At 66.5% G+C, this 15,528-nt stretch carries 14 protein-coding genes; 12 read left to right on the top strand and 2 right to left on the bottom strand.

All coding sequences use genetic code 11. The annotated features are described in order from the left end of the window. The first annotated feature begins 102 nt into the window (after positions 1 to 102). Both FA702_RS14295 and FA702_RS14300 read left to right on the top strand, forming a co-directional pair. Positions 103 to 672 (top strand): DUF3617 domain-containing protein, encoded by a 570-nt coding sequence (locus FA702_RS14295; RefSeq protein ID WP_136956671.1) that lies wholly within the window; start codon positions 103 to 105, stop codon positions 670 to 672. A 128-nt stretch (positions 673 to 800) separates the two neighbouring features. Continuing rightward, the gene (locus tag FA702_RS14300; protein ID WP_370385475.1) at positions 801 to 1,613 is read left to right on the top strand and encodes an esterase/lipase family protein; all 813 of its coding nucleotides are present in this window, start codon (positions 801 to 803) and stop codon (positions 1,611 to 1,613) included. Between the two features lie 24 nt (positions 1,614 to 1,637). Here FA702_RS14300 and FA702_RS14305 read toward each other — a convergent pair whose 3' ends face one another. Next, entirely contained in the window at positions 1,638 to 3,716 is a 2,079-nt protein-coding gene (locus tag FA702_RS14305) for a molybdopterin oxidoreductase family protein (protein ID WP_136956672.1), read from the bottom strand. 208 nt (positions 3,717 to 3,924) lie between these two features. On the opposite strand from FA702_RS14305, the gene FA702_RS14310 reads away from it, so the two are divergent. From FA702_RS14310 to FA702_RS14340, 6 genes are all read left to right on the top strand, one after another. Further along, positions 3,925 to 5,367, top strand: a complete 1,443-nt coding sequence (locus FA702_RS14310; protein WP_136956673.1) for a circularly permuted type 2 ATP-grasp protein — start codon at positions 3,925 to 3,927, stop codon at positions 5,365 to 5,367. A gap of 48 nt (positions 5,368 to 5,415) precedes the next feature. Further along, complete coding sequence (locus FA702_RS14315; RefSeq protein ID WP_136956674.1) at positions 5,416 to 6,363, top strand: alpha-E domain-containing protein; 948 nt, start codon at positions 5,416 to 5,418, stop codon at positions 6,361 to 6,363. A 13-nt stretch (positions 6,364 to 6,376) separates the two neighbouring features. Beyond that, the gene (locus FA702_RS14320; RefSeq protein ID WP_136956675.1) at positions 6,377 to 7,249 is read left to right on the top strand and encodes a transglutaminase family protein; all 873 of its coding nucleotides are present in this window, start codon (positions 6,377 to 6,379) and stop codon (positions 7,247 to 7,249) included. Between the two features lie 387 nt (positions 7,250 to 7,636). After that, positions 7,637 to 8,404: a proteasome-type protease gene (locus FA702_RS14330; RefSeq protein ID WP_136956676.1), complete on the top strand. Its 768-nt coding sequence runs from the start codon at positions 7,637 to 7,639 to the stop codon at positions 8,402 to 8,404. A 254-nt stretch (positions 8,405 to 8,658) separates the two neighbouring features. Further along, positions 8,659 to 9,279 carry a response regulator transcription factor gene (locus FA702_RS14335; protein WP_136956677.1) on the top strand — a complete coding sequence of 207 codons (621 nt, stop codon included), beginning with the start codon at positions 8,659 to 8,661 and terminating at the stop codon, positions 9,277 to 9,279. Between the two features lie 150 nt (positions 9,280 to 9,429). Further along, the gene (locus tag FA702_RS14340) at positions 9,430 to 9,918 is read left to right on the top strand and encodes a CHAP domain-containing protein (RefSeq protein ID WP_136956678.1); all 489 of its coding nucleotides are present in this window, start codon (positions 9,430 to 9,432) and stop codon (positions 9,916 to 9,918) included. A 43-nt stretch (positions 9,919 to 9,961) separates the two neighbouring features. Here FA702_RS14340 and FA702_RS14345 read toward each other — a convergent pair whose 3' ends face one another. After that, complete coding sequence (locus FA702_RS14345; RefSeq protein WP_136956679.1) at positions 9,962 to 10,636, bottom strand: extensin family protein; 675 nt, start codon at positions 10,634 to 10,636, stop codon at positions 9,962 to 9,964. 240 nt (positions 10,637 to 10,876) lie between these two features. Between FA702_RS14345 and FA702_RS14350 the strand changes: the two genes are divergently transcribed. The 4 genes from FA702_RS14350 to FA702_RS14365 all read left to right on the top strand — a co-directional run bounded on the left by FA702_RS14350 (position 10,877) and on the right by FA702_RS14365 (position 15,515). Continuing rightward, positions 10,877 to 12,004, top strand: coding sequence for a phosphoserine transaminase (locus FA702_RS14350; RefSeq protein ID WP_136956680.1), 1,128 nt, complete (start codon positions 10,877 to 10,879; stop codon positions 12,002 to 12,004). Between the two features lie 117 nt (positions 12,005 to 12,121). Beyond that, positions 12,122 to 13,705, top strand: a complete 1,584-nt coding sequence (gene serA, locus FA702_RS14355; RefSeq protein ID WP_136956681.1) for a phosphoglycerate dehydrogenase — start codon at positions 12,122 to 12,124, stop codon at positions 13,703 to 13,705. 119 nt (positions 13,706 to 13,824) lie between these two features. Continuing rightward, positions 13,825 to 14,949, top strand: a complete 1,125-nt coding sequence (locus tag FA702_RS14360) for an ATP phosphoribosyltransferase regulatory subunit (protein WP_136956682.1) — start codon at positions 13,825 to 13,827, stop codon at positions 14,947 to 14,949. 179 nt (positions 14,950 to 15,128) lie between these two features. Then, positions 15,129 to 15,515, top strand: coding sequence for a hypothetical protein (locus FA702_RS14365; RefSeq protein WP_136956683.1), 387 nt, complete (start codon positions 15,129 to 15,131; stop codon positions 15,513 to 15,515). The last annotated feature ends 13 nt before the right edge of the window (positions 15,516 to 15,528 follow it).

The raw sequence follows: 15,528 nt of genomic DNA on the forward strand, positions 1-15,528 counted from the left end.
GGGTGATTTGCAGCATTGGCGCGCACCGCAACCGGGCTATAGCGTGCCTGTGGTCATGGCGCCTCCCGTTGCGGAGGCCCGGTTGTTCCGAGGGGATTGTTCATGCGTCGAATCCTGTTGCCCGCGCTGGTCGCCGGTGTGTGCCTTTCGCTGGCCGCCTGCAGCGATGAGAAGAAGGTCGAGGCGAAGAACGAAAGCGTGGCGGATGTGGCCAAGAAGGTCGCCGCCTCCGATATCCGCTTCACGCCGGGCCGCTGGGAAACCACGGTGAAGATCGAGAAGATGGAAATCGAGGGGATGCCGCCGGAAGCCAAGGCCGCGATGCAGCAGGCCATGGGGCAGGCGCGCACCATGTCTAGCTGCCTCACCAAGGAGCAGGTGGAAAAGCCCAACAGCGAATTTTTCGGCCAGGTGGGCGATGGCTGCAAGTACGATTCGTTCACGATGGCGGGCGGCAAGCTCGACGCCAAGATGACCTGCAAGACCGCGCGCGGCGAACAGGTGGTGACGATGGGCGGCACTTACACGCCCGAAAGCTACGACGCGACGATGAACATGGATGGCAAGGGGCCGGACGGCAAGGCGATGACGATGGCCATGTCGATGAAGTCGAAGCGCGCGGGCGACTGCACCGGTACGGAAGATGTGAAACCCCAGCCGCCTGCCAAGTAAGTCGCCCGCCTGGCGGATGCGGCTGACGGAAAGTTGACGGTGGCGCGCAGCAGTTGACGCGAAACTGAAACAATTGCGATTGCCGTGCGTTCATCGGGGGTTGATCCGGGTGAGTGCAGGAAGGCGCGATGATCCAGATGGCGGACTTGACGCGACAGGGCATGGACGGCTTTCGCCAGGCGGGCGAACGGCTGGCCGCGTGGCGCGCGGAAGTGGCGCGCCGGGCCGCGCTGGCGCGTCAGCCGCAGCCCGAAGGCGCGCGGCCGCCATCCGTCCGCCGCCTGATCGCCGAACTGGGCTCGCCGGCCGAGCTGTGGCGCGAGGCGGGCAAGGTGCGCCGCGCCGGCGGGCTGGAACTGCCGCGCGGCACATCGCGCGCGGTCATGCTGGTGCCGGGTTTCGGCGCGCACCCGATGCGGATGCGTGGGCTGGCCCGCGCGCTGGAAGGCGCGGGGCACCGCGTCAGCGACTGGGGCATGGGCTGGAACCTTGGCGCGGACGAGGACCGCTTCGCGCGCTTATGCGAGCGTGTCGACGCCATGGCGCGCAAGGAACGCGAACCGCTGACACTGGTCGGCTGGAGCCTCGGCGGGCTCTTCGCGCGCGAGGTGGCCAAGGTCATGCCCGAAAACGTGGCGATGGTGGTGACGATGGGCACGCCCTTCTCGGGCGACCGGCGCGCCAATAACGCCTGGCGCGCCTATCAGGCCGTCACCGGCCACACGGTCGATCACCCGCCGGTCGGCGAAGACCTGGCCGAAAAGCCCCCGGTGCCCACCGTGGCGCTGTGGAGTCCGCGCGACGGCATCGTGGCGCCGCGCTCGGCCTGCGGCTGGCCCGGCGAACGCGATCGCGCCATCGCCGTGCGCTGCACGCATCTGGGCTTTGCTGGCCATCCGGACGTGACCCGCGCGGTGGCGGCGCTGCTCACCGAAGGCTGACAGGCGGTCGCGGCGGACTCCGGGTTACGCCGTAGCCTCCTCGAACGCGCTTACTTCCACGCGCACGCCCGAAAGCGCCGCGTTTCCGGAAAGCGGATCGATCGCGGTTTCGTCGGTCAGGTCGTTCACGCTGACCCCGGCGTAGGCTTTCGCCGTCTGCATGGCGATCCCGGGCAGGCCGTGCCCCCAGCCATGCGGGATGGAGACGGTGCCGGGCATGATGTCCTCGGTCACTTCCGCCGGCAGGGTGATCGACCCGGCGCGGGAACGCACGGTGGCCGTCTCGCCATCCACAATGCCCCGCGCGGTTGCGTCGTCGGGGTGGATCATCAGCGTGCACCGGTTGGGGCCTTTGGTCATGCGGCGGCTGTTGGCGAGCCACGAGTTGTTGGTGCGCAGATGCCTGCGTCCGATCAGCAGCAGCGCGCCATCGTGCCCGGCGGACGTTTCCGGCACCTCCAGCGCGGCCAGCGCCTCCAGGCATTCGGGATCGGCGCAGGCCACGGTCTTGTCCGGTGTGCGCAGCCTTTCGGGCAGGCGCCCTTCCGCGGGCGGACCGAAATCCAGTCCGGATGGGGCCGCTTCCACATCGGCCAGCGAGACGGCGTAAGGCCCCGAGCGCAGCAAGGCGTCGAGCGTCTCGCGCGGGGTGGGTGCCTGCACCGGCTCGCCCGTGATCGCGCCGGCCAGCCCGCGCAGGATTTCCCAGTCCTGCAAGGTGCCATCTTCGGGCGCGAGCGTCGGCGGCGAATAGGCGGCGATGGTGCGCACGGCCATAGGCAGCAGGAACAGGCCATAGTGATCGCGTTCGAGCGGGCCGACGGGGGGTAGGATGTAGTGCGCGCGCCGGCTGGTCGCGTTGCGGTACATGTCGATCGACACCATCAGGTCCAGCTCGCTCAGCGCCTTGTCCAGCCGGGCGCCGTTGGGCGTGGACAGCACGGGATTGCCAGCGACCACGAACAACGCGCGTAGCCGCCCCGGCCCGGGCGTCTCGATCTCTTCCGCCATCGCGGCGGCCGGCAGTTCCCCCAGTACGGAGCGGTGGCCCGAAACGCGCGAGCGATGCTTGCCGATCGAGCCGGGGGGCAGGATGGCCAGCGTGTCGAGCGCGGGCAGGGGGAACACGATGCCGCCTTCGCGGTCCAGTTGTCCTGCGGCGATGTTGATCAGGCCGATCAGCCAGGCGTTGAGCGTGCCGTGGGCCTGCGTGGCCACGCCCATGCGGCCATAGAGCACCGCCGGCCCTTGCGTCATCCGTTCGGCCAACCCGTCGATGTCCTCCGCCGCGACACCGCAGGCCGCGCCGCAGGCGGCGGCATCGAACCTTTCCAGCGCGGCGGCCACGTCTGCCAGCCCCGTGATGAAGTCCTGAACCGGCCTTGCCGGTCGTCGCGCCAGCACCGCCTTCAGCAGCGCGACAAGGAAGAAGGCATCGGTTGCCGGCCGGATGAACAGATGGCGGTCCGCCACGCGCGCGGTTTCGGTGCGCCGCGGATCGACCACGATCAGCGTTCCGCCGCGCTGGCGCAGTTCGCGCGCGCGGTTGCGGAAATCGGGCACGGTCCAGATGCTGCCATTTGACGCCATTGGATTGCCGCCCAGGATGATCAGCGTCTGCGTGCGGTCGATATCGGGGATGCCGAACAGGCTGGCGTGCCCGAACAGGCGCAGGTTCGCCACCTGATGCGGCATCTGGTCCACGGTGCTGGCCGAGAACTTGTTGCGGGTGTGCAGCGCTTTGGACAGGTATTCGGCATTGAGCGCGTTGCCATAGCTGTGCGCGTTCGGGTTGCCGATATAGACGGCGGAGGCATCCGGATCTTCGGCCAGGATGGCGCGCGTGCGCTGGCCGATTTCGGCGAAGGCCTGTTGCCAGCTGATCTCGTGCCAGGTTTCGCCCACGCGTTTGACCGGCCGGCGCAGGCGATCTGGGTCTTCCTGAAGATCCTGCAGCGCGGTGGCCTTGGGGCAGATATGCCCGCGCGAGAGCGGATTGTCCGGATCACCCTTGATCGACAGCACGGCGCGGTCTTCCGTTTCGACCAGGATGCCGCAGTTCGCCTCGCAGATGTGGCAGGTGCGGTGATGGATCCGGCGCATGGCCACTCTCCCGACTCTGTTTTAATTGACCGGTTAAGAATGCGGCGGGATCGGCATCAAGGCAAGCGGAAACCCCCGGGGCGCCTGCGGACCAACCTTCGTCGCAAATTGCACCAATTCGCGCCAAATTTATTTCGCAGGTGCAACATGAGAGCGCTTGGCAAAGCCCGAATCATATGCAAGCAATGGGCACAGACGGGATGTGCTTATGACAAACTCCTCGCCATCGTCCTATGACGAGATGCTTGACGCCGATGGCTCGGTGCGCGCCGCATACGCGGGCTATTGCAAGTGGTACGAGGAGCAGCCGCCTGACCTGCTGAGACGCAAGAAAAGCGAGGCCGAAGCCTTCTTCCGCCGCACCGGGATCACCTTCAACGTCTACGGCGCCGAAGATGCCGAGGAACGGCTGATCCCGTTCGACATGGTGCCCCGGATCATCACCGCGAACCAGTGGCGCAAGCTGGCGCGCGGGATCGAACAGCGCGTCCGGGCGCTCAACGCCTTCCTGCACGACCTCTATCACCGGCAGGAAATCGTGCGGTCGGGGCGTTTCCCCGAACGGCTTCTCAAGGGCAACGCGGCGTTCCTTGCGGAAATGTCGGGCTTCACGCCGCCGGGTGGGGTCTATACCCACATTGTCGGCATCGATCTTGTCCGCACGGGCGAAGACGATTTCATGGTGCTGGAAGACAATGCCCGCACCCCGAGCGGAGTCTCCTACATGCTGGAGAACCGCGAAACGATGATGGCGATGTTCCCGGAACTGTTCACCCGCGTGCGCGTGCGGGAAGTTTCGGACTATCCGCGCCGTCTGGCCCGCAGCCTTGCCGCCTGCGCGCCGCCGGCTTTCGATGCGTCGGGCGGGCGCAAGCCGGTGGTCGCGGTGCTGACGCCGGGTATCTACAACAGCGCCTATTTCGAACATGCGTTCCTGGCCGACCAGATGGGCGCGGAACTGGTCGAGGGCAGCGACCTGCGCGTCGAGAACGGCCGCATCGCCATGCGCACCACGCGCGGGTGGAAGCCGATCGATGTGCTCTACCGCCGCGTCGATGACGAATATCTCGATCCGCTGACCTTCAATCCGGACAGCGTGCTGGGCGTTTCGGGCATCATGGACGTCTATCGCGCGGGCGGCATCACCATCGCCAACGCGCCGGGCACCGGCATTGCCGACGACAAGGCGATCTACAGCTTCATGCCCGAGATCGTGGAGTTCTACACCGGCGAGAAGCCGATCCTCCAGAACGTGCCCACCTGGCGCTGTTCGGAGCCGGAGGCGCTGGCCTATGTGCTGGAACATCTGCCCGAACTGGTGGTGAAGGAAGTCCACGGCTCGGGCGGCTATGGCATGTTGATCGGGCCGACGTCCTCGAAGAAGGAAATCGCCGCGTTCGAGGCCAAGCTGCGCGCGCGGCCGGACAACTACATCGCCCAGCCCACGCTGTCGCTGTCGACCGTGCCCATTCTCGCCAAGGCCGGTCTTGCGCCGCGTCATGTGGACCTGCGGCCCTTCGTGCTGGTTTCGCCCAACGGGGTGGACATCACGCCGGGCGGCCTCACTCGCGTCGCGCTGAAGAAGGGGTCGCTGGTGGTGAATTCGTCGCAGGGCGGGGGCACCAAGGACAGCTGGGTTCTGGATGATTGATACCGCCTCCCGGCTGGGGGCGACGGATCGGACGGTCATGGAGACGGAATGCTAGGCAGATCGGCAAACGGTATTTTCTGGCTCTTCCGCTACCTGGAGCGCGCGGAGAACACCGTGCGCCTGGTCGAGGCGGGGTTCCGCATGGCGCTGACGCGCGACGCCAAGGACGCCAGCGACGAATGGCGCTCGGTGATCGTCACGCTGGGTCTGCAGGCGCTGTATGAAGCCAAGTTCGGCAGGGAATACACCGGCCCGCACGTCTTCAATTTCGTGCTGCGCGACAAGGAGAACCCCGGCAACGTCTTGCTGATGTGCGAACTCGCCCGCACCAACGCGCGCATGGTCCGCACCGGCATCACGCGCGAGGTGTGGGAAGCCGTCAACGAAAGCTGGATGAAGGTGAAAGAGCTGCTCGCCCGTCCGGTCACCGAAACGCGGTTGGGTGACGTGCTCGATTGCATCCGCCGCCAGTCGACGCAGGTGCGCGGCGCCATGGAAGGCACCATGCTGCGCAACGAGATCTACAATTTCGCGCGGATCGGCAGTTTCATCGAACGGGCGGACAACACCGCGCGCATTCTCGACGTAAAGTATTACGTCCTGCTGCCGGCCGTGTCCTACGTGGGGTCCAGCCTCGACAACGTGCAGTGGGAGAACGTGCTGCGCTCGGTTGCGGGGGAGCGCGCCTACCGCTGGCTCAACGCCGGGCGGATGGACCCGCGCGGCATTGCCGAGTTCATGCTGCTCGACGGGCGTTTCCCGCGCAGCCTGGCGTTCTGCTATGCCAAGCTGCGCTCGAACCTCGCCAGCCTCGCCCGCGAGTACGGCGAGGAAATGGAAAGCCACCACATCCTGCGCAACGCCGACAGCGAACTGCAGGCGCTGACGGTCGATGCGATCTTCGATCAGGGCCTCCATGAATTCATCGGCCGGTTCATCGCCCACAACACCCAGCTCGCGCTCCAGATTCAGCGCGACTACCGTTTCGTCGAATAGAGAAGGATCGCCGGTGCGCATCGCCATCGATCACACCACGCATTACCGCTTTTCGGAACCCGCCGCGCATGGCCTGCAACGCCTGCGGCTCACGCCCAAGGCAACGTCCGGCCAGACGATTCTGTCGTGGGACATGGAGCTGGCGGGCGCCGTGCTGGAAGCCGAATACGACGATCACAACTGCAATCACGTTTCGCTGATTGCCTTCACGCCTGGCGCTACCGAGGTGACCATCCGCTGCCGGGGCGTGGTCGATACCGCCGACAATGCCGGCGTGCTGGGCAAGCATTCCGGCCATCTGCCGCTGTGGCATTTCGCGCAGCCGACCGAACTGACGCGGGCGGGGCCACGCGTGCGCGCGCTGCTGGCGGCGCTGGGACAGGCGCAGAATCAGGGCCAGGCGCAGGGGCAAAGTCAGAGCCAGAGCCAGAGCCCGCGCCAGGGGGATGACAGGCTGACGATTCTGCACGATCTGTCCGCGCTGGTGGCCGAACGGGTCGCCTACGCCGCCGGGCACACCGATGCGGCGACGCCGGCCGAAGCCGTGCTGGCGGCGGGCCATGGCGTCTGCCAGGATCATGCCCACGTGTTCATCGCGGCGGCGCGGGCGCTGGGCATCCCGGCGCGCTATGTCAGCGGTTATCTGCTGATGGATGACCGGGTGGATCAGGATGCCGGCCATGCCTGGGCCGAAGCCTTTGTCGCCAATCTCGGTTGGGTCGGTTTCGATATCTCGAACCGCATCTGCCCCGACGTGCGCTACGTCCGCGTGGCGACGGGCGCGGACTATCGCGATGCCGCCCCGATCACGGGCATCCGCTATGGCGATCTTGACGAAACCATGCACGTCAAGCTTGCGGTGGAACAGCAGCGTGTGGAACAATAACTCAGGGTCAGGACCCATTACTGGCGCGGTCGAGGTTTGAAGCAAAATGGCCCAGGGCAAGGAGGAGGGGCGCAGGAATATGTCGATATTTCAAGCCGTCTCGACGCCGCAGCGGGCCATTTTGGTCAAATCCCTGCGGGACGTCCAAATGGCTTCCATCTCGAACCGAAAGGCGCTTGCAAAGGCAGCCAGCCTTCGCGGCGCGCCTTTCGGCCCGACATGTTCGCCATTTGGACGCCTCGACCGCGCCAGTGATGGGTCCTGACCCTTGGGATTCATCCGCAGCGGACGTTGACGGCGATTGCCCCCGCTGTGCGATAACCTGATAGACGAGTAATACCGGGGGACGGGGGCGGCTGGCTCCCTTTTGGCGTACACGGGGGAACGATGACCTATTGCGTGGGGATGGTGCTCGACAGGGGCCTCGTGATGATGAGCGACACCCGCACCAATTCCGGGGTCGATAACATCTCCGTGTTCCGCAAGATGTTCAGCTGGCATGTTCCCGGCGAACGGATCATCACGATGATGACGGCGGGCAACCTCGCCACCACGCAGGCGGTGGTCAGCCAGTTGGAGGAACGGACCAAGGCGCCGGGCGAACGCCGTCCCTCGCTGCTGGAAGCGCCGACCATGTTCCAGGTGGCGACCATCGTGGGCAATCTGCTGCGCGATGTGATCGAACGGCGTCAGGACGATGGCGGGCCGGCGGGGGAAGGACCGCGCTTCACCGCCTCGATCATCATCGCCGGCCAGATCCGGGGCATGGAACCGCGCCTGTTCATGGTCTATCCCGAAGGCAACTTCATCGAGGCATCGTTCGATACCCCGTTCTTCCAGATCGGCGAGACCAAGTATGGACGGCCGATCCTGCTGCGTGGCTACGAACCGACGATGACCTTCGAGGACGCGGTGAAGCTGCTGATGGTCTCATTCGATTCCACGCTGGCGGCGAACCTTTCGGTGGGTCTGCCGTTCGACCTGATGGTGATCGAGCGCGACCGGTTCGAACCGCTGCACCAGCGCCGGATCACCAGGGAAGATCCCTACTTCATGCGGATTTCGTCAAGCTGGAGCGAGGCGTTGCGGCAGGCGTTCCATTCGCTGCCTGACTACTCGTTCGATCCGCCCGCTGTTGCTTCCGAAATAGAATAAGTAGTTTCACCGAGTATAGTTACGGACGCTTTCTTTTCTATCCGTTGGCATTTGCTGCTTGCTTCTGTGGATTATTCGGATATTAGGGCGCAATATTTTCTCGAATTTGGCGGTATATGCGATAATTCCGTCCGGTTTCGATGTCGATTTACTTAGTAAAATTAGATATTAACTATATTTCGTCGCCGCTTACACTTCCGTTCTGAAGTCGATGTCGCTGGCGTAATCGCCCTGTTCGATGATGTGATGCCGTCATGGCTGAACGCATCACACTCCACGTCCTCGACAGTGACTCCGCCCGCCGTGCCCGGCTTGCCCGCCTCGCTTTCGCTGCGGGGCACCATGCCGAAATCTACGCCAGCGCGGATGAACTCATGTCTCACGCACCGTCCGGCGGCCTGGTCATCGCGCATGATGAACCGGTGGGGGAAGGCATCCCGTCGCTCCTTGGCCTGATGAACCGGTTCGGCCACTGGCTACCGGTTATCGCCGTGGCGGAGCGCCCGCAGACGGAATCGGTGGTCCGCGCGATCAAGGCCGGGGCGCTCGACTATCTGGTCCTGCCGCACGAGATCGCGCCGCTCAACGAGGCGATCGAGCGCGCCGCGCGCGAGGCGGACAACCACCGGGCGCACCGCGCCCGCGCGGCCGACGCCCGGCAGCGCATCGCGCGCCTGTCCCTGCGCGAGCGGGAGGTGCTCGATCGCCTGGCCGATGGATGCAGCAACAAGGCCATCGCGCGCGAACTCGACATCAGTCCGCGCACCGTGGAAATTCACCGGATGAAGATGATGGGCAAGCTGGGCGCGCGGCACGCGGCCGAGGCGGTGCGCCTACGGATCGAGGCGGACGGGCTGCATATCGCCGCCGCGTGATCGCGCGATGCCGAGTCCGGGCCTCCGGGAACCAGGTTTTCCACAGTGCGTTAAATCACAGTTACCATCCCCGGGTGGATGGTGTCTGCCGCACGACGACTCGTTGCGGCCACAGGTTTGTGCGCTGCGGAAATTGGCTATGAAGCTGCCATGCTTCGCACCGCCTACGCTTCGATCCTCGCTCTGCTGGCTCTCATCGCCACCGCTGTCCCGGCCCAGGCCCGCCTCCAGTGCGTGACCTATGCCCGCTCGGTGTCCGACGTGCAGCTGTTCGGCAATGCGCGGACGTGGTGGGATCAGGCCGCCGGCACGTATGCCCGGGGCCATCGCCCGCGCGCGGGTGCGGTGCTGGCCTTCCGCGCCACCGGCGCGATGCCGATGGGCCATGTCGTGGTGGTGAGCAAGGTGCTCGACAGCCGCCGCGTGCTGCTCAACCATGCCAACTGGTCGCGCCCCGGCATGGTCGAGCGCGAGGCGCTGGCGGTCGATGTTTCCGAAGCGGGCGACTGGAGCAAGGTGCGCGTGTGGTACGCGCCGACGCACTCGCTGGGCCTGCGCGAAGCGCCGGCTTTCGGCTTCATCTACCCCGACGGGTCGGATACGCTGGCGGCGGATAGCGTGCAGGACGCGAAGGGTTGATTGGCCGGGCCGCGCGGAGCGGTCCCGGCTAATCCGTCCCGGATCAGCGGCAGAAGGGCCGGCTGGCCCCGATTTCCAGATGGAAGTGGTTGCGGTGCGCGGCGTTGTAGTCCGGGCTGAGCACCGTGCCGAAGCGCTTGCAGGCGCTGGCGTGGATCACGCGCAGGAATTCGCGTTCCGCGGGTGTGCCGCCTGACCAGTTGTTGAGCACGCTCACGCGGCGGCCATCGGCCAGCAGGAAAGCGGCGATGTCGATCGCGTTGGCGGTGGCGTGGCCCGAAAGCCGCGCGGTGCCCGCCACGGTGCGGCAGGAATAGGTGCCCATCGTCTCGATGCGCAGCAGCGGGCTGCCCAGGATCTGGCGCGCGGCGCGGTCCACGCCAAAGCGCGCCCAGCCCGAAAGCGTGGTGGCGAGCGGGCAGCTGACCGGACCAAGGTTGGACAGTTGCAGCCGCCGGTCGTCGCTTTCTAGCCAGGTCAGGCGCACCGCGTTGAGCGTGGAGCAGCCCGCGCCGTAGTACTGGTCGGGCAGGGGGGTGAAGCCGGCATCGGATTGCCCCAGCCGGGCGAGGCAGGCCTGCGCGGCGGGGGCGGGCGGGAAGGTGCCCAGCGCGCTGCGCGGCGGTTCGCGCCGCTGCGGTTCGGGCGCGCTGATACAGCCGGCCAGCGCCGAGGAAAGGCAGGCCGCCATGAGCAGGGAAGGGCCGCGAATCTTCATGAGGCAGCTTATAACCGGGAATGGTTATTTTTGTGGTAACTCTCTGCAAAACAAAGATTGTTCATCTGCGGGAAAGGTGGCGACCGGCGCTTTCCCGGCTTCGGCGCGCGGGCGCCGCTTTTCCGCACGATAATTTTGCGGCGGGCCGGTTCCGGTTGACAATCCGCCCCGCGCCGTTAGGTGCGGCTCCGGGCCACGCGGTCCCAACGCCGCGCGAGCTCTCTGCAAGGAGAGTCAGACATGACTACGACTATTCCGGCGCGCAAGCCTGCGCGTCCGTTCTTTTCTTCCGGTCCCTGCGCGAAGCCGCCGGGCTACTCCCTCGACAAGCTGGCCACCGATTCGCTGGGGCGCTCGCACCGCGCCAAGATCGGCAAGACGCGCCTGCAATACTGCATCGACCTGATGCGCGAAGTGTTGGGCCTGCCCGACACGCATCGCATCGGCATCGTGCCCGGTTCGGATACCGGCGCTTTCGAAATGGCGATGTGGACGATGCTCGGCGTGCGCGGCGTGACGACGCTTGCCTGGGAAAGCTTCGGTGAAGGTTGGGTCACCGATGCGGTCAAGCAGCTCAAGCTCGAACCGACCGTGATGCGCGCCGATTACGGCCAGCTTCCCGATCTCGACAAGGTGGACTGGTCGGACGACGTCCTGTTCACCTGGAACGGCACCACCTCCGGCGTGCGCGTACCCGATGGCGAATGGATCGCCGCCGATCGCCAGGGCCTGTGCTTCGCCGACGCCACCAGCGCGGTGTTCGCCTATGACCTGCCGTGGGACAAGATCGATGTCGCCACCTTCTCGTGGCAGAAGGTGCTGGGCGGCGAAGGCGCGCACGGCGTGCTGATCCTTGGTCCGCGCGCGGTCGAACGGCTGGAAAGCTATACGCCCGAATGGCCGCTGCCCAAGGTGTTCCGCCTGATTTCGAAGGGCAAGCTCGCCGAAGGCGTGTTCAAGGGCGAAACCATCAACACCCCCTCGATGCTGGCGGTGGAAGACGCGATCTTCGCGCTGGAATGGGCCAAGGGGCTCGGCGGGCTCGAAGGGCTCAAGGCGCGCTGCACCGCCAATGCCGAGGCGCTCGACAAGATCGTCGCCGAACGCGCATGGCTGTCGCACCTCGCGGTCGATCGCGGCATCCGCTCGAAGACCTCGGTCTGCCTCTCGGTCGAAGGCGCGGATGCGGACTTCATCAAGGCGTTCGCCGGCCTGCTCGAGAAGGAAGGCGCGGCCTATGACATCGCGGGCTATCGCGATGCGCCTCCGGGCCTGCGCATCTGGTGCGGCGCGACCGTTGATACCGCCGACATCGAAGCGCTCGGTCCCTGGCTCGACTGGGCCTGGGAAACGCTGAAGGCCGCCTGACCACATTCTCGTCATCCTGACGAAAGTCAGGATCTCGGGCCGGATTGCCGGACAAAAGGTTCCGTTCAGCCGCCCGGGATCCCGGCTTTCGCCGGGATGACGCCTGGAGCAAGAAGCATGACCAAGCCCAAAGTCCTTATTTCCGACAAGATGGACCCCAACGCCGCCGCGATCTTCCGCGAGCGCGGTTGCGAGGTGGATGAGATCACGGGTCTGAAGCCCGAGGAACTGATCGCGATCATCGGCCAGTATGATGGCCTCGCCATCCGCTCGTCGACCAAGGTGACCAAGGAAATCCTCGACGCCGCGACCAACCTGAAGGTCGTCGGCCGCGCCGGCATCGGTGTCGACAACGTCGATATTCCGGCGGCTTCGGCCAAGGGTGTCGTCGTCATGAACACCCCGTTCGGCAACTCGATCACCACCGCCGAGCACGCCATCGCGCTGATGTTCGCGCTGGCGCGCCAGCTGCCCGAAGCCAACGCGCAGACGCAGCAAGGCCTGTGGCCGAAGAACGGCTTCATGGGCGTGGAAGTCACGGGCAAGACGCTCGGCCTGATCGGTGCGGGCAACATCGGCTCGATCGTCGCCAGCCGCGCGCTGGGCCTCAAGATGAAGGTCGTTGCCTACGATCCGTTCCTCACGCCCGAACGCGCGGTGGAAATGGGCGTGGAGAAGGCCGATCTCGATACGCTGCTGGCCAAGGCGGACTTCATCACGCTGCACACCCCGCTGACCAGCGAGACGCGCAACATCCTGTCGGCGGAAAACCTCGCCAAGACCAAGAAGGGCGTGCGCATCATCAACTGCGCGCGTGGCGGGCTGGTCGACGAGGCGGCGCTCAAGGACCTGCTCGATTCGGGCCACGTTGCCGGTGCGGCGCTGGACGTGTTCGTGACCGAGCCGGCCAAGGAATCGCCGCTGTTCGGCACGCCGAACTTCATCTGCACCCCGCACCTCGGTGCCTCCACCACCGAAGCGCAGGTCAATGTCGCGCTGCAGGTGGCCGAGCAGATGGCGGACTACCTCGTCACCGGCGGCGTCACCAACGCGCTCAACATGCCCTCGCTCTCGGCCGAGGAAGCGCCCAAGCTGCGGCCGTACATGGCGCTGGCGGAGAAGCTCGGTTCGCTCGTCGGCCAGCTCGCGCACGACAACCTCACCAAGATCGCGATCGAGGTCGAAGGCGCGGCGGCGCAGCTCAACCCCAAGCCGATCACCGGCGCGGTGCTGGCCGGGCTGATGAAGCAGTATTCGCAGTCGGTGAACATGGTCAACGCGCCGTTCCTGGCCAAGGAACGCGGGCTGGACGTGCGCGAAGTGCGCCATGACCGCGAAGGCGAATACCGCACGCTGGTGCGCGTCACCGTCGGCACCAGCCAGGGCGAACGCTCGGTCGCGGGCACGCTGTTCGGCAACGGCCAGGCCCGTCTGGTCGAGATCTTCGGCATCGGCATCGAAGCCGATCTCGATGGCGACATGCTCTACATCGTCAACACCGACGCGCCGGGCTTCATCGGCTCGATCGGCACGCTGCTCGGCAAGACCGGGATCAACATCGGCACGTTCCACCTTGGCCGTCGCGAGGCCGGTGGCGAGGCCGTACTGCTGCTCTCGGTCGATAGCCCGGTCAGCGAGGACGTGCTGGCCGAAGCCCGCCAGGTCCAGGGCGTGCGCATCGTCAAGGCGCTGAAGTTCTGACCTGAGCGTCGGGACGGAAGGACACGTCATCCCAGCGTGCGCTGGGATGACGGTCCTGTGCGGGGATGACGCGCCCTTCCGTTCGACATAACCGCCAATACCCCCTAAAGGCTCGCGCCATGGATACCAGCGACCCCGATCTGCTGCCCGAAGGGCTTGAGGACCGGCTGCCGCGCGAAGCGGCGACGGCCACCCGTGTGATGCGTGCCGTTCAGGACGTCATGCACGGCCACGGCTATGATCGCGTGCTGCCGCCGATGATCGAGTTCGAGCGCAGCCTGGCCGCGCGCATGGCGGGCATCCAGTCGCGCCGGATGTTCCGTTTCGTCGACCCTTCTTCGCTGCGGATGATGGCGCTGCGCAGCGATTTCACGCCGCAAATCGGCCGCATCGCCGAAACCCGTCTGGCCGCCGCGCCGCGCCCCTTACGCTTGTGCTACGCCGGGCAGGTGCTGACGATCAAGGGCGATGGGCTGGACCCGGCGCGCGAGCGCTTCCAGTGCGGCGCCGAACTGATCGGCGCGGACAATGTCGCCGCCGCCAGCGAGATCGTCGCGCTGGCGATCGAGGCGCTGGCGGCCGCCGGCGGGCGTAACATCAGCGTCGATTTCACGCTGCCCGATCTTGTCGATACGCTGGCCGAAAAGGCCATGCCGCTCGCCCCCGGCCAGATCGAGGCGGTGCGGCGCGAACTCGATACCAAGGATGCCGGCGGGCTGATCGATGCCGGCGGCGAGGCCTATGTTCCGCTGCTTTACGCGACCGGCGATTTCGATGCCGCGATCGAGAAGCTGGCGGCGATCGATGCCGGCGGGGTGCTCGCGGGCCGCATCGCCGCGCTGCGCCAGATCGCGGCGCGGCTCGGCGGGGCGGCGCGGCTCACGCTCGATCCGGCCGAACGGCACGGCTTCGAATACCAGACCTGGTTCGGCTTCACGCTCTATGCCGAAGGCGTGCGCGGCGTCCTGGGGCGGGGCGGCACCTACCGTATCGCCAGTGCCAGCGGGGGTGAGGGCGAGGCCGCGACCGGCTTCTCGCTCTACCCGGATGCGCTGGTAGGCCTGCTCGCCGCCTCGGAACGGCGCGAGGACATGGTGTTCCTGCCGCTGGGGCATGATCGCGATGCCGCCGCGCGGCTGCGCGCGATCGGCTGGCGCACTGCCGCCGCACTCAGCGAGGCCGACAGCGCCGCCGCGCTCGGCTGCACGCATGTGCTGGGCAAGGACGGCCCGGAGGCGCTCTGACCGCCGGCGCGGAAGTGCCCGTTATCGCCGGCCCGGCGGTGGCGCGCGCGCTTCTCGCTGGATGGCAGACCCGCTGGCGCGCTCCCGCTGACGGCCCCCTTTCGCGCTGTGCGCCGGGCGATCGCCTGATCGTGCGAGAAGCGTGTATTCCCGGCCGTATCCGCGACGGAGGGGAGGTGATGACCGATCTGCCCCGCGCCGAATTCGTGGTCTTTCCCGATGGCTGGCGGCGCTATCCCGACGGCTCCGGCCATCGCGGCCCGCTGCCGCGCGATGCCGACGAGAAATGGATAGCGGCGGTGCACATGCCGCGCTGGGCGGTGCGCATCGAACTGATCGTCGAGCGTGGGCTGATCGAGCCGGTGCAGGCGATCATGCGCGCCGACATGCGCGCGGAAGGCTTGCGGCCGCTGCTCGGCGGGCTGGTCTGGCGCTGGCCTGGGCATGGCACCGGGGTTTCCCTCCGCCGCCTCTATGCGCGGCGCTGGAATCTGGACCATCCCACGCCGGGTTGTCGCTGGCAGGACAACCCTTCCACCATCGTGCTGGATGTCCGCGCCACGTGAACGCGGCCATCCC

The organism is Novosphingobium sp. EMRT-2, assembly GCF_005145025.1.
GTDB lineage: Bacteria > Pseudomonadota > Alphaproteobacteria > Sphingomonadales > Sphingomonadaceae > Novosphingobium.